This window comes from Streptomyces sp. 5-10 (genome assembly GCF_014712245.1).
In the GTDB taxonomy this organism is placed as follows: Bacteria; Actinomycetota; Actinomycetes; order Streptomycetales; family Streptomycetaceae; genus Streptomyces; species Streptomyces violaceusniger.
Window position 1 is genome coordinate 96,512 of sequence record NZ_JACVYG010000024.1, and the last position, 22,292, is coordinate 118,803.

General features: G+C 70.6%; 23 protein-coding genes and 2 pseudogenes. 12 read left to right on the top strand and 13 right to left on the bottom strand.

Translation table 11 applies throughout. The annotated features are described in order from the left end of the window. Nucleotides 1-29: 29 nt before the first annotated feature. The 3 genes from IEJ02_RS25130 to rpmG are packed head-to-tail and all read right to left on the bottom strand — an operon-like array spanning nucleotide 30 to nucleotide 1,620. Nucleotides 30-1,196, bottom strand: a complete 1,167-nt coding sequence (locus tag IEJ02_RS25130) for a GTP-binding protein (RefSeq protein WP_317985915.1) — start codon at nucleotides 1,194-1,196, stop codon at nucleotides 30-32. Then, nucleotides 1,193-1,450, bottom strand: a complete 258-nt coding sequence (locus IEJ02_RS25135) for a type B 50S ribosomal protein L31 (protein ID WP_191066944.1) — start codon at nucleotides 1,448-1,450, stop codon at nucleotides 1,193-1,195. The genes IEJ02_RS25130 and IEJ02_RS25135 overlap by 4 nt, the downstream gene beginning before the upstream one ends. A 5-nt stretch (nucleotides 1,451-1,455) precedes the next feature. Beyond that, nucleotides 1,456-1,620, bottom strand: a complete 165-nt coding sequence (gene rpmG / locus IEJ02_RS25140; protein ID WP_026252351.1) for a 50S ribosomal protein L33 — start codon at nucleotides 1,618-1,620, stop codon at nucleotides 1,456-1,458. Between the two features lie 89 nt (nucleotides 1,621-1,709). Between rpmG and rpmB the strand changes: the two genes are divergently transcribed. The 6 genes and pseudogenes from rpmB to IEJ02_RS25170 all read left to right on the top strand — a co-directional run bounded on the left by rpmB (nucleotide 1,710) and on the right by IEJ02_RS25170 (nucleotide 7,384). After that, nucleotides 1,710-1,946 carry a 50S ribosomal protein L28 gene (gene rpmB, locus IEJ02_RS25145; RefSeq protein WP_191066945.1) on the top strand — a complete coding sequence of 79 codons (237 nt, stop codon included), beginning with the start codon at nucleotides 1,710-1,712 and terminating at the stop codon, nucleotides 1,944-1,946. Further along, nucleotides 1,946-2,251: a 30S ribosomal protein S14 gene (gene rpsN, locus IEJ02_RS25150; RefSeq protein ID WP_191066946.1), complete on the top strand. Its 306-nt coding sequence runs from the start codon at nucleotides 1,946-1,948 to the stop codon at nucleotides 2,249-2,251. The genes rpmB and rpsN overlap by 1 nt, the downstream gene beginning before the upstream one ends. A gap of 194 nt (nucleotides 2,252-2,445) precedes the next feature. Next, complete coding sequence (locus IEJ02_RS25155) at nucleotides 2,446-3,936, top strand: ABC transporter substrate-binding protein (RefSeq protein ID WP_191066947.1); 1,491 nt, start codon at nucleotides 2,446-2,448, stop codon at nucleotides 3,934-3,936. Further along, nucleotides 3,933-5,595 (top strand): annotated as a pseudogene (locus IEJ02_RS51120) (ABC transporter permease subunit). Before IEJ02_RS25155 ends, IEJ02_RS51120 begins: the two are co-directional and overlap by 4 nt. A gap of 59 nt (nucleotides 5,596-5,654) precedes the next feature. Continuing rightward, the gene (locus IEJ02_RS25165; protein WP_191066948.1) at nucleotides 5,655-6,668 is read left to right on the top strand and encodes an ABC transporter ATP-binding protein; all 1,014 of its coding nucleotides are present in this window, start codon (nucleotides 5,655-5,657) and stop codon (nucleotides 6,666-6,668) included. Further along, nucleotides 6,665-7,384, top strand: coding sequence for an ATP-binding cassette domain-containing protein (locus tag IEJ02_RS25170; RefSeq protein WP_191066949.1), 720 nt, complete (start codon nucleotides 6,665-6,667; stop codon nucleotides 7,382-7,384). The genes IEJ02_RS25165 and IEJ02_RS25170 overlap by 4 nt, the downstream gene beginning before the upstream one ends. Nucleotides 7,385-7,535: 151 nt before the next feature. On the opposite strand, the gene IEJ02_RS50450 is transcribed toward IEJ02_RS25170, so the two are convergent. After that, entirely contained in the window at nucleotides 7,536-8,675 is a 1,140-nt protein-coding gene (locus tag IEJ02_RS50450) for a GTP-binding protein (protein ID WP_317985917.1), read from the bottom strand. Nucleotides 8,676-8,859: 184 nt separating this feature from the next. On the opposite strand from IEJ02_RS50450, the gene rpmF reads away from it, so the two are divergent. Both rpmF and IEJ02_RS25185 read left to right on the top strand, forming a co-directional pair. Beyond that, the gene (gene rpmF / locus IEJ02_RS25180) at nucleotides 8,860-9,030 is read left to right on the top strand and encodes a 50S ribosomal protein L32 (RefSeq protein ID WP_137976993.1); all 171 of its coding nucleotides are present in this window, start codon (nucleotides 8,860-8,862) and stop codon (nucleotides 9,028-9,030) included. Nucleotides 9,031-9,037: 7 nt separating this feature from the next. Continuing rightward, nucleotides 9,038-10,258 (top strand): GTP-binding protein, encoded by a 1,221-nt coding sequence (locus IEJ02_RS25185; RefSeq protein ID WP_191066950.1) that lies wholly within the window; start codon nucleotides 9,038-9,040, stop codon nucleotides 10,256-10,258. A gap of 281 nt (nucleotides 10,259-10,539) precedes the next feature. Here the strand turns inward: IEJ02_RS25185 and IEJ02_RS25190 are convergent, their stop codons facing one another. Next, the gene (locus IEJ02_RS25190; RefSeq protein WP_191066951.1) at nucleotides 10,540-11,082 is read right to left on the bottom strand and encodes a hypothetical protein; all 543 of its coding nucleotides are present in this window, start codon (nucleotides 11,080-11,082) and stop codon (nucleotides 10,540-10,542) included. Nucleotides 11,083-11,479: 397 nt separating this feature from the next. On the opposite strand from IEJ02_RS25190, the gene IEJ02_RS25195 reads away from it, so the two are divergent. Further along, nucleotides 11,480-13,183 carry an ATP-binding SpoIIE family protein phosphatase gene (locus IEJ02_RS25195; RefSeq protein WP_191066952.1) on the top strand — a complete coding sequence of 568 codons (1,704 nt, stop codon included), beginning with the start codon at nucleotides 11,480-11,482 and terminating at the stop codon, nucleotides 13,181-13,183. A 309-nt stretch (nucleotides 13,184-13,492) separates the two neighbouring features. Then, nucleotides 13,493-13,597: pseudogene (locus tag IEJ02_RS25200) on the top strand (integrase core domain-containing protein); the annotation flags it as partial. A 393-nt stretch (nucleotides 13,598-13,990) separates the two neighbouring features. On the opposite strand, the gene IEJ02_RS25205 reads toward IEJ02_RS25200, so the two are convergent. Next, the gene (locus tag IEJ02_RS25205) at nucleotides 13,991-14,575 is read right to left on the bottom strand and encodes a CGNR zinc finger domain-containing protein (protein WP_191066953.1); all 585 of its coding nucleotides are present in this window, start codon (nucleotides 14,573-14,575) and stop codon (nucleotides 13,991-13,993) included. A gap of 51 nt (nucleotides 14,576-14,626) precedes the next feature. On the opposite strand from IEJ02_RS25205, the gene IEJ02_RS25210 reads away from it, so the two are divergent. Both IEJ02_RS25210 and IEJ02_RS25215 read left to right on the top strand, forming a co-directional pair. After that, nucleotides 14,627-16,072, top strand: coding sequence for an MFS transporter (locus IEJ02_RS25210; RefSeq protein WP_223864373.1), 1,446 nt, complete (start codon nucleotides 14,627-14,629; stop codon nucleotides 16,070-16,072). Between the two features lie 52 nt (nucleotides 16,073-16,124). Beyond that, complete coding sequence (locus IEJ02_RS25215; protein ID WP_191066954.1) at nucleotides 16,125-17,246, top strand: epoxide hydrolase family protein; 1,122 nt, start codon at nucleotides 16,125-16,127, stop codon at nucleotides 17,244-17,246. Between the two features lie 199 nt (nucleotides 17,247-17,445). Here the strand turns inward: IEJ02_RS25215 and IEJ02_RS25220 are convergent, their stop codons facing one another. The 7 genes from IEJ02_RS25220 to IEJ02_RS25250 form a co-directional block, all read right to left on the bottom strand. Then, nucleotides 17,446-18,315: an SDR family oxidoreductase gene (locus IEJ02_RS25220; RefSeq protein ID WP_317985921.1), complete on the bottom strand. Its 870-nt coding sequence runs from the start codon at nucleotides 18,313-18,315 to the stop codon at nucleotides 17,446-17,448. A 44-nt stretch (nucleotides 18,316-18,359) separates the two neighbouring features. Then, nucleotides 18,360-18,677 (bottom strand): thiolase C-terminal domain-containing protein, encoded by a 318-nt coding sequence (locus IEJ02_RS51410; RefSeq protein WP_498067110.1) that lies wholly within the window; start codon nucleotides 18,675-18,677, stop codon nucleotides 18,360-18,362. Between the two features lie 297 nt (nucleotides 18,678-18,974). Further along, the gene (locus IEJ02_RS25230) at nucleotides 18,975-20,141 is read right to left on the bottom strand and encodes an epoxide hydrolase family protein (RefSeq protein ID WP_191066957.1); all 1,167 of its coding nucleotides are present in this window, start codon (nucleotides 20,139-20,141) and stop codon (nucleotides 18,975-18,977) included. Beyond that, nucleotides 20,128-20,388, bottom strand: a complete 261-nt coding sequence (locus IEJ02_RS25235) for a FeoA domain-containing protein (RefSeq protein WP_191066958.1) — start codon at nucleotides 20,386-20,388, stop codon at nucleotides 20,128-20,130. The genes IEJ02_RS25230 and IEJ02_RS25235 overlap by 14 nt, the downstream gene beginning before the upstream one ends. A 146-nt stretch (nucleotides 20,389-20,534) precedes the next feature. Then, on the bottom strand, nucleotides 20,535-20,795 hold the full coding sequence (locus tag IEJ02_RS25240) for a helix-turn-helix domain-containing protein (protein ID WP_191066959.1): 261 nt from the start codon (nucleotides 20,793-20,795) through the stop codon (nucleotides 20,535-20,537). Between the two features lie 133 nt (nucleotides 20,796-20,928). After that, nucleotides 20,929-21,621 (bottom strand): hypothetical protein, encoded by a 693-nt coding sequence (locus tag IEJ02_RS25245; protein ID WP_191066960.1) that lies wholly within the window; start codon nucleotides 21,619-21,621, stop codon nucleotides 20,929-20,931. A 131-nt stretch (nucleotides 21,622-21,752) separates the two neighbouring features. Beyond that, nucleotides 21,753-22,238 carry a MarR family winged helix-turn-helix transcriptional regulator gene (locus IEJ02_RS25250; protein WP_191066961.1) on the bottom strand — a complete coding sequence of 162 codons (486 nt, stop codon included), beginning with the start codon at nucleotides 22,236-22,238 and terminating at the stop codon, nucleotides 21,753-21,755. Nucleotides 22,239-22,292: the final 54 nt, after the last annotated feature.

Below are 22,292 nucleotides of genomic sequence, written 5' to 3' on the forward strand. Positions count from 1 at the left end.
GAGTCCTGTCCGTTGAGCGTGAGGCGCCGTCAGGCGACCGGGTCGAGCAGTTCGTCGAAGGCGTGCGGCAGCCGGCTCCAGGCGTCCGGCCCGGCCGCGTACTCGGCGTCGGTCAGCAGACACGAGTCGAGCAGGGCCAGCAGCCCGTCGCGGTCCAGGCCGGGCGAGGTGAAGGTGAGGTGCTGACAGCGGTCGCCGTGGTCGGGGTGCCAGTCCAGCGCGGCGGCCACCCGCCGCTCCGCCGGGACCATCTCCCAGGCGGCGTCCGGCAGCGCGGCCAGCCACGGCCCGGCCGACTCCACGCACAGGGCACCACCCGCCGCGTCCCACGACAACAGGGTGTCGCCCCGGTCCGCCAGCCAGAAGCGGCCCCGGCTGCGGGCCGCGGCACAGGTCAGATCCTCCAGCGCCTCGTAGAGACGGCCCGGGTGGAAGGGACGGTGGCGCCGCCAGACGAGGGTGCTCACTCCGTGCTCATCGCCGTCCTGTGGCAACAGTGCGCAGGCCGGGTGCTGACGGGCCGCCGCCGCCGCGATGTCGAAGCCCTCGAGGAGGGCGGGCCCCAGGGCCCCCTCGCCGAGCCACACCTGCCGTGCGCCCGGCGTGAGTTGGGTGAGCAGGGCCAGATCGCCGTCGTCAGCGGGCTCTTCGGACATCTCGTCCTCGGCGACGGCGATCACCGTGGGGTACTCCAGCTGCCGGGCGAAGGTGTCCGCGATGGTGCGCTGATCGGTCGGGGCGGCAGCGAGACCGGCCTCGGCGAGATCGTCACCGTTCGCGAGATACGGCACCATCAGGGCCGGGTCGACCGCGGTGGCCACCCCGGTCAGCTCCAGCGGCGCGCCCTCGGCCGCGATGACGGCGGCCATGGCCTGGGGCTCGACCGAGTCCCACAGCTCGACCACGGCGAGCCGGTGCCCGCCGCCCGTGGCCAGGCGCAGCAGTTCGGGGACCATGTCCTCGCGCAGCGCACAGCACGCGCAGTCGTTCACCAGCGGCGCCTCGCCCTCGCCGAGCGGCCCGGAGGCGTCGCGCACGGTGCGGCGCACCGCGCGGTCGGTGGCGGCCGACAGATCGTGGTGCAGCGCCACGGAGCCGGGCACCGTGCGCAGGATCTCCTCGACGGCGGCGCGGCGGGCGTCGGCGTGCAGTCCGCCCACGACCGCCACGGCCAGCCGGTTCCCGTCCGCGGTCACCGGCCCCTCCCCCGGTGACCGTAGCGCCGCTCGAACCGCTCGACGCGGCCCGCGGTGTCCACCACCCGCTGGTTGCCGGTGTAGAAGGGGTGGCTCGCCGAGGAGATCTCGACATCGATGACCGGATAGGTGTTGCCGTCCCGCCACTCGACCGTCTTGTCACTGGTGGCGGTGGAGCGGGTGAGGAAGGCGAAGTCGGCGGCCCGGTCCCGGAAGACGACGGGCCGGTACGCGGGGTGAATTCCGGGCTTCATGGCGGTCAGCGCTCCTCACGGAAGTCGACATGGCGGCCGACAACAGGGTCGTACTTGCGCAGGGTCAGCCGGTCGGGGTCGTTCCTCCGGTTCTTACGGGTCACATACGTGTAGCCGGTGCCCGCCGTGGACCTCAGCTTGATGATCGGGCGTAGTTCATTGCGTGCCATGCACAGCAGCATACATAGATTTGGTTTTCATTTTCATCAAGCTGGTACGGTGCCACCCGCACCACCCCCGGACACTTCGAAAGGAACCCATGTCCGCCCATTGCCAACTCACCGGCCGACAGCCCGGCTTCGGCCAGAACATCTCCCACTCGCACCGCCGCACCAAGCGCCGGTTCGACCCCAACGTCCAGCGCAAGCGCTACTGGCTGCCGAGCGAGGGCCGCCACATCCGGCTCACCCTCAGCACCAAGGCCATCAAGACCATCGACACCATCGGCATCGAGGCCGCCGCGGCGCGGATCCGCGCCCGGGGAGGGAAGGTCTGATGGCCAAGAAGAGCAAGATCGCCAAGAACGAGAAGCGCCGGGCGGTCGTGGCCCGCTACGCCAAGCGCCGCGCCGAACTGAAGGCGGTCATCGCCGACCCCAGGACCCCGGCGGAGGAACGGCTCGACGCCCAGCGGGAACTGCGCCGCCAGCCCCGCGACGCCAGCGCCACCCGCGTACGCAACCGCGACTCCATCGACGGCCGCCCCCGCGGCCATCTGCGCGCCTTCGGCCTCTCGCGGATCCGGCTGCGCGAAATGGCCCACGCGGGCGAACTCCCCGGCGTGACCAAGAGCAGCTGGTAACCCTCACCGGGCCACCGGACGCGGGCGGACGCCGCATGCCGTACTCCGGCCCGCAGCGTCCGCACCGCGGCCCCCGCCGCGCCCGCGTTCGCCCTCGTTCGACAGCCTCCTCGGCAGCGAGTTTGATAATGATTATCGTGTGCTACGGTCAAGAGGAGGTAAATTCCCAGCTCGCCGCCCTCAGGAAGACTCCTGTGAACCTGCCCAAGGCTCTGCCCAACGCCGCGATATCCGTGGCTTCCTCGCTTCTGCTCACCGGCTGCTTCGCCTCCGGCGCGCCATCGGCCGCCGAGGGCAAGCGCATTCGCGTCGCGATGATGCAGCCGCCGCGCTCCGGTCTGTCCCCGCTCAGCGACGATGCGTTCAAGCTGTCGCGCTGGAGCACCGCCGAGACCCTGGTCACCCTCGACAAGGACGGCGACGCGCAACCCGCTCTCGCCACAAAGTGGCGGCAGACGGGAGAGCGGACCTGGATCTTCACCCTCCGTCAGGGCGTGGAATTCCACGACGGGACGGCACTCACCGCCCAGGCCGTCGCGCGGTCCTTGAACACCGCCACCAAGGCCGCGCCCAAGCCGCGCATCCTGGACGGGGTCGATATGACGGTGAAGGCGAGCGGTGGCCGCGCCGTCACTGTCACCACCGCTGACGCGGACCCACTCGTCCCGCAGCGGCTGTCCTCTCCGCAGCTGTCGATCCTCGCCACCAAGGCGTACCAGGGGAAGACGGTCAACCCGGTCGGCGCCGGCACCGGCGCCTTCGTCCTGAAGAGGGTGAACGGCACCACTTCGGCCACTCTCGATCACAACCCGGACTACTGGGATGGCAAGGCCAAGGCCGCTGGTATCGACGTCACCTTCGTGCCCGACGGCGCCGCCCGGGCCGCCGCGCTGCGCAGCGGCGAGGCCGACATCGTCGAAGCCGTACCCGTCTCCCAGGCCGCACTGCTGGATCGGGACCAGATCAGCGAAGTCCCCATGCCGCGTACCAACACCCTGTATCTCAACACCGAGCGGGGTCCGTTCCGCGACCCGGCGCTGCGCGCCGCCGCCCGCCGGGCCATCGACGCCAAGGCGCTGGTGAAGGGCGTCTACGAAGGCCGCGCCGATGTCGCGCGGGGGCTGCTGGGGCCGGCGTTGCCCTGGGCGGCCGAGGGGCGGGAGGGCCGTACGAAGACCATCAAGGCCGGTGACCCGGGCGGCCGGTCCCTCACCATCGGGACTTTCACCGATCGCGCTGAACTGCCCGAGGTCGCCACCGTGCTGCAGCAGCAGCTCAAGGACGCGGGCTTCAAGGTGAAGCTGGAGGTGCGCGAGTACGCCAACATCGAATCCGACGCCCTGGCGGGGAGGTTCGACGCCTTCGTCCTCTCCCGTGCGACGGTGCTGGACTCCGGTGACCCGGCCGCGTATCTGCACAGCGACTTCGCCGGCGACGGCTCCTTCAATATCGCCCAGCTCAGCGACGAAACGGTCGACGGGGCAGTGCGGAAGGCGGAGGCCACCGCGGCCGGTGATGCCCGCCGGGCGGCGATCCTCAAAGCCGAGACCGCGATCCTCAACACCGACGCCGCGATCCCCATGCTGCACGAGCGGGTCATCCAGGGGGATGCGGTGGACGTCGTGGGCTCCGCCAAGGACCCGCGTGAGCGTGAGCTGGTCACCGCCGATACCTACGTCAAGTGAACGCCGCTCTACGGGCCGGGCTGACCCGAGTGGCGGTGCTGGCCGCCGTCACCGCCGGCGTCGGGCTGCTGCCGTGGCTCTCCGGCCGGGACCCGGCGCTCACTGTGCTGCGCGCCCGGTCCGCCGAGCAGGAGCCGACACGCGAGGCGTTGGCGGATGTGCGGCGGGATCTCGGGCTGGACGCCGGGGCGCCGGCTCTGCTCGCCGACTGGGCGGGCGCAGTGGTGCGCGGCGACCTCGGACAGTCCTGGGTCTCCGGCACCGATGTACTGTCGTCGGTGCTCTCCGGGCTCGGCGTCTCGCTTACGCTGATGGGCGCGTCACTGCTGGTGGCGCTGCTGGTCGCCACCGCCCTGTGTACTCCGGCGCTGGTACGGGGTGCGCGGGGCACCGCACGCGGGGGTGGTGGCGCGGTGGCCGCGATGCTGGCGGCCGTGCCCGAATTCCTCCTGGCGACCGTGGTGTTGATCGGTCTCGGAGTGTGGTGCGGCTGGCTGCCGACCTCCGGGTGGCAGGGACCCGCGCACATGGTGCTGCCCGCTCTCGCCATGGGTGTCCCGGCGGGTGGCATCGTCGGACGGCTCGTCGACGACGCGCTGCCCGCCGCCTTTGGTGAGCGGTGGGCGGAGTTGTGGCGGGCCTCGGGTGTCACGGGGGAACGCATCGCCTGCGCGGCACTGCGACGGGCCATGCCCGCACTGGTGCCGCAGCTGGGTCTGGTGGCGGTCGGCCTGACGGGTGGCGCTGCCGCTGCTTCAGGGCGCCGTGCTCTCCCTGCTCGCGCTCGGGCTGGCGGCGGGCGCGCTGGCCCATCTCGTCCGCGGTCGGCTGCTCGGGCCAGCCCTGAAGGGCGCGGCACTGTCCCTCCCCGCCCCCGTCACACCCCAGCCGACACGGCTGCGCCGGGCGGTGCCAGTGCTGTTCGCGGCCGTCCTGACGGCCGCCATCGGCTGGGGACTGCTCGGCGATCCGTACCGTCTGGACACGGACGGGCGCCTGGCCGTGCCGTCGTTCGCCCATCCGCTCGGCACGGACGCACTGGGCCGCGACGTCCTGGCCCGGCTGGGACACGGCGCCGCCGCGACGGTCGGCGTGGCCATCGCCGTGTGCGTGGTTTCGTATCTCTTCGCCCTGGCCTTCGGCTTCCTGCCGAACGTCTCGACCGGCGCCGCCGACATCGCCAATGCCCTGCCCCCAGTCGTCGTCGGCATCCTCGTCGCCGCCGTCCTCGGCCCCGGCACGGCGGGGGCATCGATCGCCGTCGCCCTCGTCTCCTGGCCGCCACTCGCCGCGCATGCGGCGGCGCTGGTGGTGGAGACGCGTGCCGCGGCCTATCTGACCGCCCAACGGGCCATCGGCGCACGGCCTTCGTGGATCCTCACCCGGCACATCCTCCCCACGGTCGCCGGGCCGGTCGCCCGCCACGCGGTGCTGCGGCTGCCCGGCATCGCGCTCGCGCTGGCCTCGCTCGGCTTCCTGGGGCTCGGCGCCCAGCCGCCCGCCCCCGAATGGGGCCTCATGCTCGACGAGTCACGGCTGTACGTGGAGCGGGCTCCCTGGGCCGCCCTCGCCCCCGCGCTGGCCCTCGCCCTGCTGGCCGGGCTGGCGGTCTCCCTGTCGACCGCAGGGCTGCGACCACGCCGGAACACCGGCCCGTGAGGTCGCTGTCCGCCCGGGTACGTATCCGATCCGCACCTCCTGCATCGAAGGTGACATCCATGCCCAAACCAGTCCTCTCCGTACGCGACCTTCGTGTGACCCTGAGGGACAGGGGCCACGTCGACATACCCGCCGTGCGGGGGTTGTCGTTCGATGTGGACGAAGGCGAAGTCCTCGCACTTGTCGGGGAGTCGGGAGCCGGGAAGTCCCTGACCGGGCGGGCGGTCCTCGGGATGCCACCACCCGGGGCCCGCGTCACCGGCAGCGTGCGGCTGCGCGGGCGTGAACTCATCGGACAGCCCCGCGCGGACGTGTGGGGCCGCCGGATGGCGTTCGTGCCGCAGGACGCGCTGACCGTGCTCAGCCCGGTGCACACGATCGGCGACCAGATCGCCGCGGCCGTGCGGTCCGTCGCGAAGACCTCCCGCGAGGAGGCCCGGTCCCGCGCCGTGGCGGCCCTCGATCGCGTGGGCATCGCGGACGCCGCGCGGCGGGCGCGGGCGTATCCGCACGAGTTCTCGGGCGGGATGCGACAGCGCGCGGTGATCGCGATGGCGATGGTGAACGAGCCGGAGGTGGTCATCGCCGACGAGCCGACGACCGCGCTGGACCCGGCGATCGAGGCCCAGGTCCTGGACGTGCTGGCGGCGGCGCGCGAGGCCAGCGGCGCGGCGCTGGTGCTGATCACCCATGACCTGCGGATCGTCGCGCGGAACGCGGACCGGGTTCTGGTGATGTACGCGGGTCGGGCCGTGGAGTCGGGCCCGGTGGAGCCGGTGTTCCGCGCCCCCCGGGCCCCCTACACCGCCGGCCTGCTCGCCTCCCTGCCGCCCGCCGAGGTGGACCCGGCGGACCGGCGGCTGCCGTCGATCGACGGGACACCGCCGTCGCCGACCGACCTTCCGCGCGGCTGCGCCTTCGCACCGCGCTGCCCGCTGGCCGGGCAGGAGTGCGACGGCCCTGAGCCCGCACTGACCGAGTCCGGGGAGCCGGGGCAACTGGCCGCGTGCCACCGCTCGAAGGATCTCCCCGTACCGGCGACCGCACTCTTCTCACGGAAGGCGCCGGCATGACCGACCCGCTGCTGAAGGTGACCGACCTGGTCGTCCGCTACGGCCGGCACACCGCCGTCGACAAGGTCTCCTTCGAGATCCACGCGGGCGAGACACTCGCCCTGGTCGGTGCGTCGGGCTGCGGCAAATCCTCCACCGCTCTGGCCACGCTGGCGCTACGCCGCCCGGATGGTGGGAGCGTACGTTTCGAGGGACGGGAGCTCACCGGCCTGCGGGAGCGGCAGCTACGTCCGCTGCGGCCACGGTTCCAGCCGGTCTTCCAGGACCCCTACGGCTCGCTCAGCCCGCGCCTGAGGGTCCGCGACGCGATCGCCGAACCCCTGCGCGTCCAAGGGAGGCCACCGGCACCCGGCCGGATCGAGGAGCTGATGAAGACGGTCGGCCTCGACGTCTCGCTGGGCGGCCGGCTGCCGCACGAACTGTCCGGCGGACAGTGCCAGCGCGTCGGAATCGCGCGGGCGCTGACGGGGGAGCCGCGCCTGCTGGTCCTGGACGAGCCGGTCTCGGCACTCGACCCGTCGGTGCGCGCCGGGGTGCTGAATCTGCTCACCGCCCTTCAAGAGGACTACGGGCTCGCCTATCTGTTCATCTGCCACGACCTCGCACTCGTACGCCACTTCGCTCACCGCGTCGCGATCATGCGCCGGGGCCGGATCGTCGAGACCCGCCCTGCCCGCGAGCTGGACCTCACCGCGCTCGGTGGCCCTCCTGCGTAGGCATCACGCCCGGTGGGAACCACCTCATCAGTGGGGGCATCCGGCCATGAGCCGGACGCACTCCTCCTACGGTTCAGCCCCCGGGTCCCGGATCGCGGTGCCGAGCAGCGGATCGGGCAGGTCGGCCCAGCGGTCGGCGCCGAGTGCCAGTTCACCGTCGTCGAGTACGGCGGTGTCCAGCGCGGCCCGCAGCCGGTTCCTCGTCCAGTTCCGCTCCGATGAACACGATCTCGTTGCGACGCTCGCCGTAGCGGTCGTCCCAGTGCCATGAGGCCAGGGTCCGACGCTCGGACGACGCGGCGCGCCACGCGCCCGTATCCCCGTCCTCCAGCCAGCTCCCCGCCTGCCGCAGTTCGAGATGGCGGCCGGCCGAGCGCCAGGAGATGACCGCGTCCGGGTGGGTGGCCACCCACAGGTACCCTCGGCTGCGCACCACCGCGGGCATGACCTGGGGCAGGCTCTCCGCCAGCCGCTGGGGGTGCAGCGGGCGCCGGGACCGCCACAGCACCGAGGCCACGCCACGGTCGATGCCACGGCGGCGCAGGGCGGGGGCGACGACGTCGAGCCGGTCGGCCGGTCCGGCCGCGGCCCACCCGGTACCGGGTCGTGTCAAAGGCGTCAGCAAGGCGCTGTCGCGTTCTTCCCCGTCGAGGAGGACCAGGGCGGACGGGTTGAGATGGGCGAGCAGAGCGCGGGAGCCGTCAAGGCGGCCGTCGTCCTCCACTCCGCCGTCCCGCAGGACCATCACGTGGGCAGCCTCCACTTGCCGGGCCGCGGCCTCGGCGAGCGTAAGGGGGACAGCCTGCGGGTGGTCACCGAAGAGGTGGGCGGCGCGGTGCACACAGCGCAGGTCGCTCAGCAGCCGGCCGGGGTCGACGCCGACGGCGAGGGGCGCGAGATCGTAGTGGTCCGACAGCGGAGTCCTTCCCAGCGGGCTTCGCCACAGCTCCGCCAGGAACGGCAGGGCGTCAACGTTGTCAGGGAGCGCGAGCACGACATGCGCGCACGGGGCGGCCCTGGCAATGGCACCCAGGTCCTGGCGGACGATCACTGCCGGGTCACCCGTGGCCACTTGAGACAACGAGGCCCGCTGCCGTTCATCACCACCCACGGCAAAGCGCTGCACGAAGGGGTACCGCCCCGCCGCGTCTGCGTGGACCGAGACCGAGAGCACCAGCGCGTCGGGCGAGGCACGCCGCAGCAGGTCCAGAACGCGGCCTCGCGCTTCAGGGGTGTTGCCGGACACCACGCCCAGCAGGCCGCGCCCCCTTCCCTCGCCTCCAGCCCTCACCCCTGCCCCCGTCCGATGGCAGTGACGAGCGCATAAGCAGTCCTGCGTATCCGCAACATCACCAACGGCGGCACTTCTCCTCCTCAGCGACGACCTCACAGCAGCCAGCACACTACATGGAAACGGTACCCATTTTCATGTACGGTCGCAGGAACAACACCGACCAGGAAAGGGCCTATACGACATGGCCGTGCCCAAGCGGAAGATGTCCCGGAGCAACACCCGCCACCGCCGCGCGCAGTGGAAGGCGAGCACGCCAGAGCTGGTGACCATCACCATCGACGGCCGCGAACACCAGGTACCGCGGCGGCTCGTCCCCGCCTACCGGCGCGGTCTGCTGCACCCCGAGGGCTGACCGCGCCATGGCCGATCAGCTGCCGGTGACGGTCCTGTCGGGATTCCTGGGATCCGGCAAGACCACCCTCCTCAACCACCTCCTCAACAACCGCGACGGGCTACGGGTCGCCGTCATCGTCAATGACATGAGCGAGGTGAACATCGACGCCGCACTCGTCCGCGACGGCGACGCGGCCCTCTCCCGTACCGAAGAGCGCCTGGTCGAGATGACGAACGGCTGCATCTGCTGCACCCTGCGCGACGATCTGCTCGAGGAGGTGGACCGGCTGGCGCGGGAGGGGCGGTTCGACTATCTCCTCATCGAGTCCAGCGGCATCTCCGAGCCCATGCCCGTCGCCGCGACCTTCGCCTTCCCTCGCGACGACGGCGCCACTCTGGGCGAGGTCGCGCGGCTCGACACCATGGTCACCGTCGTCGACGCCGCGAACTTCCTTCCCGAGCTGACCGGGGGTGACGAACTCGTCGAGCGGGGCCTGGACCAGTACGAGGACGACGAGCGCACCGTCAGCGACCTCCTCATGGACCAGGTCGAGTTCGCCGACGTCATCGTCCTCAACAAGCTCGACCTGGTCGCCCCGGAGACGGCCGAACGGCTGGCGGCGGCGCTGTCCCGGCTCAACCCGGCCGCCCGTCTCATACCCGCCACCCACGGCCGGGTGGAACCGGCGGACGTGCTCGGCACCGGCCGCTTCGACCTCGAACGCGCCCAGCAGGCCCCCGGCTGGGTGAGGGAGCTCAACGGCGACCACGTACCGGAGACCGAGGAGTACGGCATCTCCAGCACCGTCTTCCGTGCCACCCGGCCCTTCCACCCCGCCCGACTGTGGGACTTCGTCACCACGGACCTGGACACCGGGGCCTATGGCGGCGTCCTGCGCTCCAAGGGCTTCTTCTGGCTGGCCACCCGCCCGCGCGTGACCGGACTGTGGTCACAGGCGGGCGCCGTCGCCCGGTTCGAACCCTCCGGAGCACGCGAGGGCCACAACGCGGCCGACGAAGCCGCCGCGCGCGGCCAGGAACTCGTCTTCATCGGCACCGGACTGCGCCCCGCCGCCCTGCACCAAGCCCTCTCGGCATGCCTGCTCACCGACGAGGAACACGCGCGGGGCGCTCAGGGCTGGTCGGCCTGGCACGACCCCTTCCCCGCCTGGGAGACCTACGGCCTCGACGAGACGTGTGACCACGAGCACGGCCCACCCGAGGCCGAACCCGTACCGGTGCCCTGAAACTCAGCACACCCGGCAGGCTCCGAGCGGCGCCACGTGCGGGGTCGGGCCGGGTCCGGTTCACCTCGCACACCGATCCACCACCTGAAGGGTGTCAATATTCCGATCAGGCTGCTGAGCTGTGCGTTTCCTGTGGGTGATGAGGCGGTCGGGGTGGCGTGACGTGGTACTCGTTGAGCAGTCCGCCGAGTACCTGCTTGCGCCTGACCGTGGCGGCGGGCAGGAGGATGATGTTCGGGTCGTCGTCTGGAGTTCGGTACATCCCCTCACCACCTACGCGGTCACGGGTAGGGGTAGACGTAGCCCTCGACGCGGACGTACTTGTAGCCAGCGGCATTCGCGTCGCGGATGCCAGCGGGTGTGGCGGTGAGGAAGTTGTCCCCACGCTCGGCGCTCCAGTACTGATAGAGGGCGACGGTTCCGGGCGCGTAGGTGCCCCTGACGTATCCCTGCACGCCGATGTACTGGTATCCAGCGCTGATCGCGGAGTCGACCCCCTGGCGGGTGGCGGTGCTGAAGTTGTCCTGCCGGGCGGGGTCCCAGAAGAGGTAGAGCTCCACGTACGTGTTGTTGCCGTTGTCCGGCCACAGCCATGCCTCGGTGCGCAGCTCACGGTAGCCAGCTGACCGAGCCATGGCCTCCTGGTCAGCCGTTCCGGTGGCGAAGTTGTCGCCGCGGTCCTGACTCCACCAACTGCGCAGGGGCTGGAGTTGCAGGGCGTGGGCCGGCTGTGCCTGGAGGCTTACGCCGGCCAGCGCCGCGGTGGTGAGCAGGAGCGCGACCAGCAGGAAGCGGAATCGGGGTGGGAGAAGAGTGCGCGCCACGTGGCACCTTCCTTCGCGGTCGAGGGACGGCGGGCTCCGGGAAGGCGCGCCGCGATCGACTGTGGCGGCTCCACGTCAGCCGGAACAACGGCGTGCGGGAGCACGAAGGGGGCGTATGTCTGTACGGACTCCCGTGGACACCACGGTTCCGAGGGCCCATGCGTCATCTCTGGCCCCGTGAAATCACTCCTGCGAGTGGCCGCCTCGGAGCAATTCAGGAGATACAGTCTTCGCGGCGATCAGGGCCTTATACAGATGGCGCGCCGGTCGCCGTTCTCCTCGTCGTCATATGGGCGCCACCGCTGCCCGACACCACGTCAAGGGGGCCTAGTTGCAGGCGCCACAAAGTGCTCCGAACCGCACCGCCCCCGGCTGGCACGATACGGCCGACGCACACATGGAAGGCGAGACCGCCAGGCTCGCCTTCCTCCACAGGGCGATCAGCGACATCGGCACGACGTTGAACGTCGGCCACGCGGCCCGCGTACTGGCCGCCTCGGCCGTCCCAGGGTTCGCCGACTTCGCTTCGGTCCATCTCCACGACCACGTCACCGCATCAGAGGACGACTCCACGGCACGGGGTCCGCACGCCTCCCCGGTGATGCACCGCGTGGCCGCGGTCCACCATGACGACCTTGGCCACAAGGCGGAACTCCAGGCCGGTCAGACCTTCGTCTACCCATCCGACACGGCCATGGCCAGGTTTCTCACACTCATCGAACCTGTCCTCATCCCCCGGGTCGACCAGGACATCCTGCTCAAGCTGCCAGCCGAACTCGACAGCCCATCCGCCCGGTCGGTGCTCACGGACTCCTCCGTCATGCTGGTACCGCTGACAGCACGGGACTCGGTCCTCGGTTTCCTGATCTTCGGACGCAAACCCGAGCGCCCGGCATTCATCCCGGCGGACCTGGCCGCCTGCCAGCAGATGGCCCAGCGGGCGGCCCTGTCCCTGCACAACGCCCGCCTCTACCGCCACCAGGCCAGGGCCTCAGCCGTCTTCCGGCGCAGTCTCCAGCCCATGCTGCCGCCCAGCCTCCCGGGCGTGGAAATCGCCTACCGCTACCACCCGTTCAGCCGCGCAACCCAGGTGGGCGGCGACTGGCTGGACGCCATCCCGCTGCCCGGCCACCGGGTCGGCCTGGTCATCGGCGATGTGGAAGGCCATGGACTGCATGCGGCCGTGGCCATGGGCCAGCTGCGCACCGCCGTCAGAACCCTCGCCACCTTGGACCTTCCCCCCGCACAGTTGCTGCTCCGCCTTGATCAATTCGCCCAAGGACTCAACCACACCACCCTGGCCACCTGCCTGTATGGCATTTATGACCCCCTCCCCCGCCGGGCCTCCTTCGCCAGCGCCGGGCACCTTCCACCCATTCTGGTGAGCCCTGACGGCAAGGACGAACTGCTCGAGGTGCCCGTCAGCGCACCGATCGGTGTAGGAAGTACCGCCTTCGACACTTTGGAACTGCCCATCGACTCCGGCAGCCTCCTCGTCATGTGCACTGACGGCCTGGTGGAGACCCGAGAGCAGGACATCGAGGAGGGGCTCTTCGCCGTGCGCCGCAGCCTCACCACACCCCACCTTTCGCTGCAGGAAGCATGCGACGCCCTCCTACGGCGACAGCACCACGACGACGCCACCGTTCTCATGGCCCGCCTCCACGGCATTCCCCACGACAGAATCGCCACCTGGCGCTTCCCGCCGCAGCCTGAGCAGGTACGCATCGCCCGGAGGCTCGTCCGCGACACGCTCACGGCATGGGGCCTGCGCGACATCTGTGACACCACCCAACTCCTGGCTGGTGAACTCCTCACCAACGCGGCCCACCACACCTCGAATCCGATCGGGCTACGCCTGGTGCATACCGACACACTTCTGTGCGAAGTCACCGACGACAACCAGGTGGCGCCCTCACTCCTGCAGCCGGCGGGCACGGACGCATCCGAGCGATGCGTCACCCTTATCCGCAAGCTCGCGGCGCGATGGGGCTGCACCACCACACCCGCGGGAAGGACCGTCTGGTTCGAACACAGTCTGCCCACGCACGGTGCCCGAGGGATTGCCAGTCGGAGCCCGCTCTGGCCGGACAATGCCTGACGGCCATTCGCGCGACCGCCTGGGTGTCGGAGGTCGCGGCGAGATCGGGACGGGCTGCGCCGAGACAGGCGTAGTACAGGCTTCCGGTGCCCGCCGTGCTGGCGCCGCCGATGTGATCACGGTGACGTTGACGCACGGTGATCACCGCTTCCCCCGCGCCCCTGGCCGACAGTTGCCGACCAGGGGCGCGTCCGTCCTCAGGGCAGAAGAAGGGTCGTTCGTGTCCGGCCACGGCCGACGGATCAGGGAGTGACGGTGAAGGTGGAGGAGGGGCCGGAGGTGCCACCCCATGTGGTGCTCGTGAAGGGGGGGCACCGGCGGATCCAAGGGGAACTTGCCCAACTCGGGCATCGGATAGCCGCCTCGACGGTCTGGGAGATCCTCAACGCGGCCGGTATCGCCCCCGCGCCACGTACCGCCGCGGCGCATGGCCTCAGCACCGGCAAAGTCCTACGCACCCGGATCCTCGGCAGCCTCGTCAACGAGTACAGATACGCGGCATGACATGCAGCGCGCGGTCGTGCGGCGGGCGTCATCGGCTCTGCCGGGGCGTCTTCGCGTTGGCGGGGCGCTGATCCGATCCGATCAAACGCCGAGTCAGGGCGTGTTGCCCGCGCTGGAGCTGTCGGTGCGCAGGAATCGGTGAAGGATCGGCTTGCCCACGGATCGTCACTCGTACGTGCCCGGGCCAAACCTTCTGCCCTCTCCTCGTCCTCCTCGAGGACGGCCAAGAAGATCGCTCGAGTTCGTCGAAGGCGGGCTCGGACGAAACCCCGGCGCCGGCCTGGCAGGGTCGGGTGCCGGCGCTCAACGCGGGCTGCGCCGGCTCCGGTAGGCCGCGACGCTGGCCCGGTGTGCGCAGGTTCGGGTGCAGTACTGCTTCGAGCCGTTGCGCGAGAGGTCCACGAAAGTGGCCCGGCAGGTCGGCCCGGCACATACGCCGAGACGAGCGGGACCGAGCGTGGCGATCACGGAGGCCAGTGCGCTGAGCGTGGTCGCGGCAAGGTGCGCCGAGCAGCGGTCGGTGTCGGAGGTCACCTCGGTCCACCAGCGGTCGTCCTCGTGGCGCAGTACCGGGGTGGCGCGGCTGCGACGCAGACCGTCGTTGATCAGAGCCGCAGCTTCGACCGCGTCCGCGTTCGCCCGTTCGAGCACCTTGCGCACCGTCTCGCGCAACGCGCGGACTTCCGCCAGGTCGGCGCGGGTGAGATGCCGCGGACCGGTCCCTTGGTTCGCGGCCGAACTCGGAGGCTCAGCCGCGGGATGGTCGTCAAGGAAGTCCCGGAGCTGCTCCACGGTCTCGAGCGCGTCCTCCCCCTTGATCGGCCTCAAGGTGTTGGCCAGGTCGACGGCCGTCTGAACCGCCCATGGGCTGTGATACGCATCCTGCATTTGACGTGTCTCCTCACTGCCCCGTAATGTTACACTCAAAGGAGCTTTAGCATGTCACAACATACTCGGCAGGGGACGACGCCGCAGACGATCCCGTCCGGAGGGGCCCCGGCACCGGAGCGAGCCGACGCCCCGGACGGGCGTCGGCTGGGGCTGACTTTGGGGATGCTGGTGCTGCCGATGTACGTGGCACTGGGAGCGCCGTCGGTGGCCCTGCCGGCCATCGGCCGCGCACTCGCGGTGCCGTTCGGGGCCACCGCATGGATTCTCGCCGCGTGGTCGCTGACCTCCGCGCTCGCGATGCCGGTCGCGGGTCGGCTGCTGGTCCGCTGGAGCCCCTTCCAGGTCCTCGTCGCCGGGGTCGTGGCGCTCGCCGCGGGCTCCGCGCTCGCCGGAGCCGGGCCGACACTGTCCGTCGTGATCGTCGGCCGACTGATCGGCGGCGCCGGGGCGGGCGCGACCGTGATCGCCGTCTTTGCCGCGGCCACCGCCCTTCCCGGGCGGCAACGGATCCGCGCCCTGGGAATCATCGCGGCCGCCAGCGCGACGGCGTCGGGGTGCGGGACACTGTTGGGCGGGGCGGTGACCGCATGGCTCGGGTGGCGTGCCGTGCTCGCGATCCCGGTCCTCGCGCTGCCCCTCCTGCTGGCCGCATTGCCGAGTAGGCGCGCGCTGACGCGGAGCGGTAGCGGCGAGCGAAACGGCTCGACCGGGCGACTCGATATCGTCGGCGCGGCCGTGCTGTCGGTACTCGCCGGCTCCTTGATCACGCTGCTGCAGGCACACTCGGTCGGCCTGCCCGCTCCGGTCACGTTCGTGGTGGCTGCCGCCGGGGTGCTCGCCGCCGTGGGGCTGTGGTGGCGCGTGCGAAGCACGCCCGACGGGTTCGTGCCTCGGCGGGTGATCGCATCCCGCGGCTTCCTGGCGGCCGGGCTCATCGGCGGGACCGTCTTCGCCGGCTACTACGGGGTGCTGTTCCGCGCCCCGTCCCTGATCGAGCAGGCCACGGGCGGTGGCCCCCTGGAAGCCGGCGCGCGCTTGGTCCCGGCCGCCGCCTGCTCGGTGCTGGCCGGGCGGCTGGTCGGCACCTTGACCGACCGGTTCGCCGGCTGGCAGGTGTCGGCCGGGCTTGCGGCACTCACCGTCGTCGGCGTGCTCGTGGTCGCGATCCTCACCGGACCGATCCCGATCGTCGTCGGCACGGCGTTGACCGTGTGCGGGTTCGCCGGCGCCCAAGCCGTACTGGTGAGCCTCGCGCCGGACCTGGTCGCCGCGGACGACCGCGACACCGCACAGGGCCTGCTCAACTTCATGAACGCCCTGGGCGGCGGGATCGGTCCGGCCGCTGTCGCGGGTCTGTCCGGCATCGTGCCGGTGCCGGTGGCCCTCGCCGTGCTCGCGGCACTCCCCCTGGCCGGACTCGTCCTCAGCCTCGCCCGGCGCCCTGCCGCCGACCGCCGCCCCGAACCCGACGCCGCGCGTGGGAGCCCGCGATGACGGTCCACCCGCATCTGATCCGATAACGCCGTGACCAGTAAGGAGCCTTGCCATGTCCGCCGAGCCATTCGAGGTCAGCATCACCGAAGCCGAAATCGCGGACCTGCGGACACGATTGCGACGGACACGGTGGCCCGAGCGCGAGCCGGTGGACGACTGGTCACAGGGTCTGCCGCTGGCGTATGCGCAGGAGCTTTGCCGCAGCTGGGCCGAGGACTACGACTTCGGGTTCGCCGAGCGGCTGAACGTGTTCCCGCAGTACCGCGACACGATCGACGGGCTGGGCATCCACTTCCTGCACGTCCGCTCGCCGGAGCCGGACGCGTTCCCGCTCGTGCTCACGCACGGGTGGCCGGGTTCGGTGCTCGAGTTCCTGGAGGTCCTCGGCCCGCTGACCGACCCGCGCGCGCACGGCGGTGACCCGGCGGACGCGTTCCACGTGGTCGCGCCGTCGTTGCCCGGGTACGGCTGGAGTGACAAGCCGTCGACGACCGGGTGGGGCGTCACTCGCACCGCGCGCGCCTGGGACACGTTGATGGTCTCGCTGGGTTACGAACGGTACGGCGCGCAGGGCGGTGACTGGGGTTCGGCGGTGTCCGCGGCGCTGGGCGAGGTGGCGCCCGAGCGGGTCGCCGGCGTGCACCTGAACCTGGGATCCGTGGCGGCGGGCACGTTCGACGACCCGACGCCCGCGGAGCTGGCGAATCTCGAGGCCGAGAAGGAGATGCAGCGCACCGGCCGGGGGTACTCGGCGATCCAGTCGACTCGGCCGCAGACGCTCGGCTACGGCCTCACCGACTCCCCGGCGGGGCAGGCCGCCTGGATCGCCGAGAAGTTCTGGGCCTGGACGGACAACGACGGCCATCCCGAGGACGCGCTGTCGCGGCAGACGATCCTCGACGAGATCTCGGTCTATTGGTTCACCGCGTCGGCCACGTCGTCGGCGCGCCTGTACTGGGAGAGCTTCGCCAACTTCCGGGACAAGGTGACCGCGCCATCCGGGCTGTCGGTCTACCCGCGCGACACAACCCGCCCGTCGAGGCGGGAGGCCGAGCTGCGGTTCACCGACCTGCGCTGGTTCGAGGAGCTGCCGCATGGTGGCCACTTCGCCGCGCTGGAGCAGCCGGAGTCGCTGGTCCAGCAGGTGCGCGGGTTCTTCCGCCTGTTCCGCTGACTGTCCGTGCCACCCCCCCTGGGAAGCCCGCGCCCAGGGGAGCACTACAGCGCGAGACATGTCGGTACTCATAGCGGCCCATCGTGACGTCAGGGGCGGCGCCAACCAGGGCAAACAGCCACTGGTTCAGTCGGGTGCTCTGGGGCTGCCCGCGGGCACGCCGTTCCGGTGACCGGCGGGGCGGCGGCCCGCGCCCGGCCTACGGACGAGACCGGCCCTCCTCCGGGAAGCACGTCGCGGCACTGACCCCGCCGTCGACCAGAAGATCGACGCCGGTGATGTAGGACGCGCGGCTGGACAGAAGGAACTCGATGGCGTCCGCTGTCTCGATCATGGTTCCTTCGCGTTGCAGCGGCGTCCGCTCAAGCAACTCGGCCTTGGCACTTCGGCTGGCTCCGGCGAACTCCCGCGCCCCCATCGGGGTGGCGATCATGCCGGGCGACATGGACACGATTCTCGCGTGGCGCCGGCCCCAGGCGGAAGCCCGGCGCACGCACATCCGATTGAGCGCCGTCTTCGAGAGCGAGTACGCCACGGCCGGCGTCTGCTCGGCCACCAGCTCCTCCAGGGCTTCGAAGAAGCCGGACGCCAGCGGGTCGTCGAGCAGAGCGATCGTTTCCGGGCCGGGGTCCCGGACGAGGTGAGCGGCCACGGACGAGACGAACACCGCCGCGGTTCCCCGCTCCGCCAGACGCAGCATCGCACGTTCCACCTGCGCGGCGCCGATCAGGTTGAGCGTCAGGATTTCCCGCCATGTCCCCATGCTGGGCGACTTGGCCGCCACGTGGGCGATCGCCCGGAGCGGACCCGCCGCGGCAACCGCGTCGGCGAGGCGATCGACCGAGGCCGGATCGGTGATGTCGCACCGATGGTGTCGTGCGTCGTATCCGTCCGCACGCATGGCGGCGGCGCGCTCTTCGGCCACCCGGGCGTCGATGTCGGCGAGGATGATCCGGTAGTGGTTGCCGAGCCGCCGGGCGGCCGAGGTCCCCATACCCCCTGCCCCGATCACCACGGCGACGGGCAGGTCCGGCCGTTCGCTTGTTCCTGTCTTCATACCTGATCCCATTCTGCCGGTGGAAACCTCGCGCCGTTCGGGCCGCACCCGGCGTCTCAGCCGGTACCGAGAATCACGGCGCCCGCGGCACCGGCCATTCCGCCGACGCCCAGCACGAGGCTCGTCTCCATGTTGTCGATCTGCGCCGGTGCGGTTCCGCGCAGCTGCCGCACGGCCTCCTGGATGGCGAACATGCCGTACATCCCGGTGTGCGCGTAGAGAAGGCCGCCGCCATTGGTTTGAGCGGGAGGCTTCCGCCGGGACTCGTCGCCCCACTCCTGATGAAGGGCGGAAGGCCAGGTCCATGTCCGCGGCCCGCTCCCGGGTCGTGACCACGAGCGCCCCGCCGCCGTCGTTGGCGGGGCAGCACTCAAGCCGGTGGAACGGCCAGGCGATCGGCGGCGAGGCGAGCACGTCCTTCAGCGTCAGCAACTCCGGCCGGAATGCCCGTGGGTCGCGGCTCGCCCAGCGCGACTGGGCCACCGGCACCTCCGCCAGATCCTCCGGTGCCAGCGGGCCGCCGTTGAAGGGCAACCTGGCGCGAGGCGGGAAGAACGCTCGTCCCGGGTGCGCGCACGTGGGCGGCCGCAGCTCACCGAGCCGTGCCTTGTCCCCGTAGGTCTGCGTCTCGGGCGTAGGCGCCGGACGGAATGTGTCACCCACGAGTTTCCTCAACCAGCGCGCAGCGGGCGGACGAACGAGCGGATGTCCGCGGTGATCAGCTGCGGTTCCTCGGCCGCCGCGAAGTGACCACCGCTGGGGAACATGGTCCACTGGCGCAGGTCGCTGTGTGCGGCGAAGAGCGATCGGGGCCGGTACAACAGGTCCCGGGGGAGAACGGCCACCGCTGTCGGCACGCTGATCTCGGGCTTCACGTCATTGGCCAGCCCCATGGGCAGGTGGACTTCGGAGGCCCGGCAGAACAGCTCGGACCCGACGAAACTGTTCGTGAACCAGTACAGCGAGAAGTGCGTCAGCAGCGTGTCCTTGTCGAAGCGGGTCTCCACGTCTCCGTGGCAGTCGCTCCACGCCCGGCGGCGCATGAGCATCCACGCCGCCTGCCCCACGGGGCTGTCGTGCATCGCCCAGGCCAGGGTCTGCGGGTCGAAGGCATGGATCAACGCATGGTAGAAAGCTCCCGGACCCCTGTCCTGACCTGCGATGACTGCCAGTTCCTCCGGAGTGAGCCCGGCCGGGTCACCGGCGTCGTGGGGTACTCCGGGCAGGATCGGGAAGCTCATGTGGACACCGATGAGCGAGTCCGGATGTGCGTGGCCGAGTCGTGCGGTCACGAAGGCACCCGCGTCGCCGCCGTGGGCGACGAACCGCTCGTAGCCCAGCCCCCGCATCAGCCCGACCCATAGGGCGGCGGTCTCGACGTAGCCGACACCGGTGCGGGTCAGGGGCCCGGAGAAGCCGAAGCCCGGCAGTGAGGGAACAACGACGTCGAAGGCGTCCTCAGGATCGCCGCCGTGCGCGGCGGGGTCGGCCAGCGCCATGATGACATCCCTGAAGTCCCAGAACGTCCAGGGCCACCCGTGACTCAGGACGATGGGAACGGGGTCGGGCCCTTTCCCTCGCACATGGATGAAGTGGATCGGCACGCCGTCGATCTCGGTGCGGAACTGCGGGAACTCGTTGATGCGCGCTTCCTGTGCACGCCAGTCGAAGCCGTCCTGCCAGTAGGCCACCAGCTCGCGCAGGTAGGTGCCGTTGACGCCGGAGGACCAGTCCTCGTTGTCGAGTTCGGGCGCCCACCTCGTGTCGGCCAGGCGCGCGCGAAGCGCGTCCACCTCACGTTGGGGTACATCGATCTTGAAGGGCTCAATCCGTGCCATCATTCCTCGGTTTCATCGGAAACTCCTCCGGCAGGTTGCGGGAGAGCAGCGCCACCCGAGTCCCCTCGACCACGCCGAGGCTCGTCAGCGTCTGCACGTACTGGGATGTCGCGTCGCGTACCTCGCCGACGGTCGCTGTCCGGCCGTCCGGGAGGTGCAGCAGTGGGCGGCCCGGGTCCTGATTGAGCGCGTTCACCAGTAGGACGATCGTGTTGAGGTGACGACGAACGGGGTCTTGCGAGTACATGCCGGACCGGGCTCCTCCGCGTTCGGGTGCTGGACGGCACGCGACCTTGACATTGCCTAGGACGATGGCACGCGACGGGGCGTGCGACATCGGGCAACTGTCCGAGGTCTGCTCCGTGATGTAGGACAACCGGCGCGGTGAGGCGATCAGACTCGCTCGTCCTGCTGCCTCCAGAGGCGGTACAGGCACACGGTGACGAAGAACTGAGCGCGCCGGTTCGGCTCGGCGAGCGAGTAGCCGAGCTCGGCCTCGGCCTTCTGCACCCAGTAGGCCACGGAATTGTGGTGCAGGTAGACCTGCGCCGCGGCCTTGCGCAAGGAGCCCGTGATCGCGTAAGCCTCCAGGACGAGCAGGATCTGCTCGCCGTACTGCTCGAACAGTCCGGCGAGGACCCCAACCTCCGGCACGGCGTCGATCTCGTCGTGGCTGAGACGGCAGAGGGCCGCAAGCCCGGTGAGCCGCGCGCCGTCGATCAGTACGCCGTGAATGGGCTGGTACGGGCCGCGGTCGTGCGGCGAGGGCCGGGTGAACAGGTACGCGTCATGGGCGTTGGTTGACGTACGCTTCCCGGGTGCGTGCCGCCGACACGATCCTGCTGTACGCGGCCCGGACGTCGACGGGGACTCCCGGAACGGTGACGCCGTCCGCGCCGTCCGCCATGAGGAGGAGCACCGCTTTCCCCTGGTGATCCGTGCGGGCGACGATCTTCTGCGTGTCCGCGACCGCCTCCGCGAAGTGCTCGACGCCGGCGTCGGGGCCGCTGCACAGCAGAACTCGGATCTGCGTGTCGCGGGTGATACCGAGCCGCGTGAGCGCCGATTCGTGCGCGGCCTCGCTCGACGTGCCGTTGATGAGCACGCTGATCGGCTCGGACTCCGTGTGCGTCAAGGCCGCGCCCCAACGGTCGATGATCGACACGGCGGCGGACAGCCGGTTGAGGAAGTGACGCGCCGTGGGCTCGGGCAGGCCATCGACCCAGACCCAGCCGCCGGAGCCGGCCACCGGCACCGAGAACGCGGTCAAGGGGCTGCCCACCGGCGTCAGTGCCCCACACCCATTGCGGGCGACGCCGCCCCCGTCGTCCCTGACCCTTCCCACAGCGGCCCGCATGAAAAGCGCCGCTCGCTCGATCAGGCGGTCGAGGTCGGCGCCTTCGAAGAGCTGCGTATCGAAGAAGGCGGTGATGGTGGACTCACCCGGCTGTTTCGTCGACGCCGGCCCCTGGGAGTTCACTGCTGCGTCCCTTCGCTCACCACCGCATTGCCGGTTTTCGAGGGCGGGAGTGGGGGAACAGCCTAGCTGTCCGGGTCCAGGCGAGCAGGTCGATGGCGGTCGGGGACAGCTCCGGCCACGCGCTCGTCGTGTCACCCTGCGCGCTCGATGCGGGCGAGCACCTTATCGGAGATCCGGTGCAGCGTCCGTAGCTCGTCCGGGGCCAGGACGTTGATGAACAGGTCCAGCACCTGGCTGACGTGTCCGGGGGCCGCGTCCGCCAGGTACGCGAAACCGGCTTCGGTCAGGATCGCCTGCGTGTAACGCCCGTTGTGCGGGTCGGGCTCGCGGCACACGAACCCGCGCTTCTCGAGCCGACCGATCATGTGGGACAGGCGGGACAGTTCCGTGTTGGCCAGGCCCGCGAGCTCGCTTATCCGCAGGCGGCGCCCGGGCTGCTCGGACAGGTGCGCCAGCACGTGGTACTCGATGAAGCTGAGCTTCGAGTCCTGCTGGAGCTGCGACTCCAGCGCCGCCGGCAGCCTCTGGAGGAGCTTCATGAACCCGCGCCACGCCGCTAGCTGATCACCGCTGAGCTGGCGCGGCTCGGACACCTTGGACTCCCCTGGGGCAGACATGTGCGCAGCATACCCATGTCACCGAGGGCCTGACTTGAACATTCACGTGAGGTG

What these genes read in the sequence shown, in the direction of transcription:
- IEJ02_RS25235 (WP_191066958.1), bottom strand. Translation starts at nt 20,388, where the DNA reads ATGTACTCGCAAGACCCCGTTCGTCGTCACCTCAACACGATCGTCCTA.
- IEJ02_RS25195 (WP_191066952.1), top strand. Translation starts at nt 11,480, where the DNA reads ATGGAAGGCGAGACCGCCAGGCTCGCCTTCCTCCACAGGGCGATCAGC.
- IEJ02_RS25215 (WP_191066954.1), top strand. Translation starts at nt 16,125, where the DNA reads ATGTCCGCCGAGCCATTCGAGGTCAGCATCACCGAAGCCGAAATCGCG.
- IEJ02_RS25165 (WP_191066948.1), top strand. Translation starts at nt 5,655, where the DNA reads ATGCCCAAACCAGTCCTCTCCGTACGCGACCTTCGTGTGACCCTGAGG.
- IEJ02_RS25135 (WP_191066944.1), bottom strand. Translation starts at nt 1,450, where the DNA reads ATGAAGCCCGGAATTCACCCCGCGTACCGGCCCGTCGTCTTCCGGGAC.
- IEJ02_RS25230 (WP_191066957.1), bottom strand. Translation starts at nt 20,141, where the DNA reads ATGGCACGGATTGAGCCCTTCAAGATCGATGTACCCCAACGTGAGGTG.
- rpmB (WP_191066945.1), top strand. Translation starts at nt 1,710, where the DNA reads ATGTCCGCCCATTGCCAACTCACCGGCCGACAGCCCGGCTTCGGCCAG.
- IEJ02_RS25205 (WP_191066953.1), bottom strand. Translation starts at nt 14,575, where the DNA reads ATGCAGGATGCGTATCACAGCCCATGGGCGGTTCAGACGGCCGTCGAC.
- rpsN (WP_191066946.1), top strand. Translation starts at nt 1,946, where the DNA reads ATGGCCAAGAAGAGCAAGATCGCCAAGAACGAGAAGCGCCGGGCGGTC.
- IEJ02_RS25170 (WP_191066949.1), top strand. Translation starts at nt 6,665, where the DNA reads ATGACCGACCCGCTGCTGAAGGTGACCGACCTGGTCGTCCGCTACGGC.
- IEJ02_RS25250 (WP_191066961.1), bottom strand. Translation starts at nt 22,238, where the DNA reads ATGTCTGCCCCAGGGGAGTCCAAGGTGTCCGAGCCGCGCCAGCTCAGC.
- IEJ02_RS25210 (WP_223864373.1), top strand. Translation starts at nt 14,627, where the DNA reads ATGTCACAACATACTCGGCAGGGGACGACGCCGCAGACGATCCCGTCC.
- rpmG (WP_026252351.1), bottom strand. Translation starts at nt 1,620, where the DNA reads ATGGCACGCAATGAACTACGCCCGATCATCAAGCTGAGGTCCACGGCG.
- rpmF (WP_137976993.1), top strand. Translation starts at nt 8,860, where the DNA reads ATGGCCGTGCCCAAGCGGAAGATGTCCCGGAGCAACACCCGCCACCGC.
- IEJ02_RS25220 (WP_317985921.1), bottom strand. Translation starts at nt 18,315, where the DNA reads ATGGGATCAGGTATGAAGACAGGAACAAGCGAACGGCCGGACCTGCCC.
- IEJ02_RS25185 (WP_191066950.1), top strand. Translation starts at nt 9,038, where the DNA reads ATGGCCGATCAGCTGCCGGTGACGGTCCTGTCGGGATTCCTGGGATCC.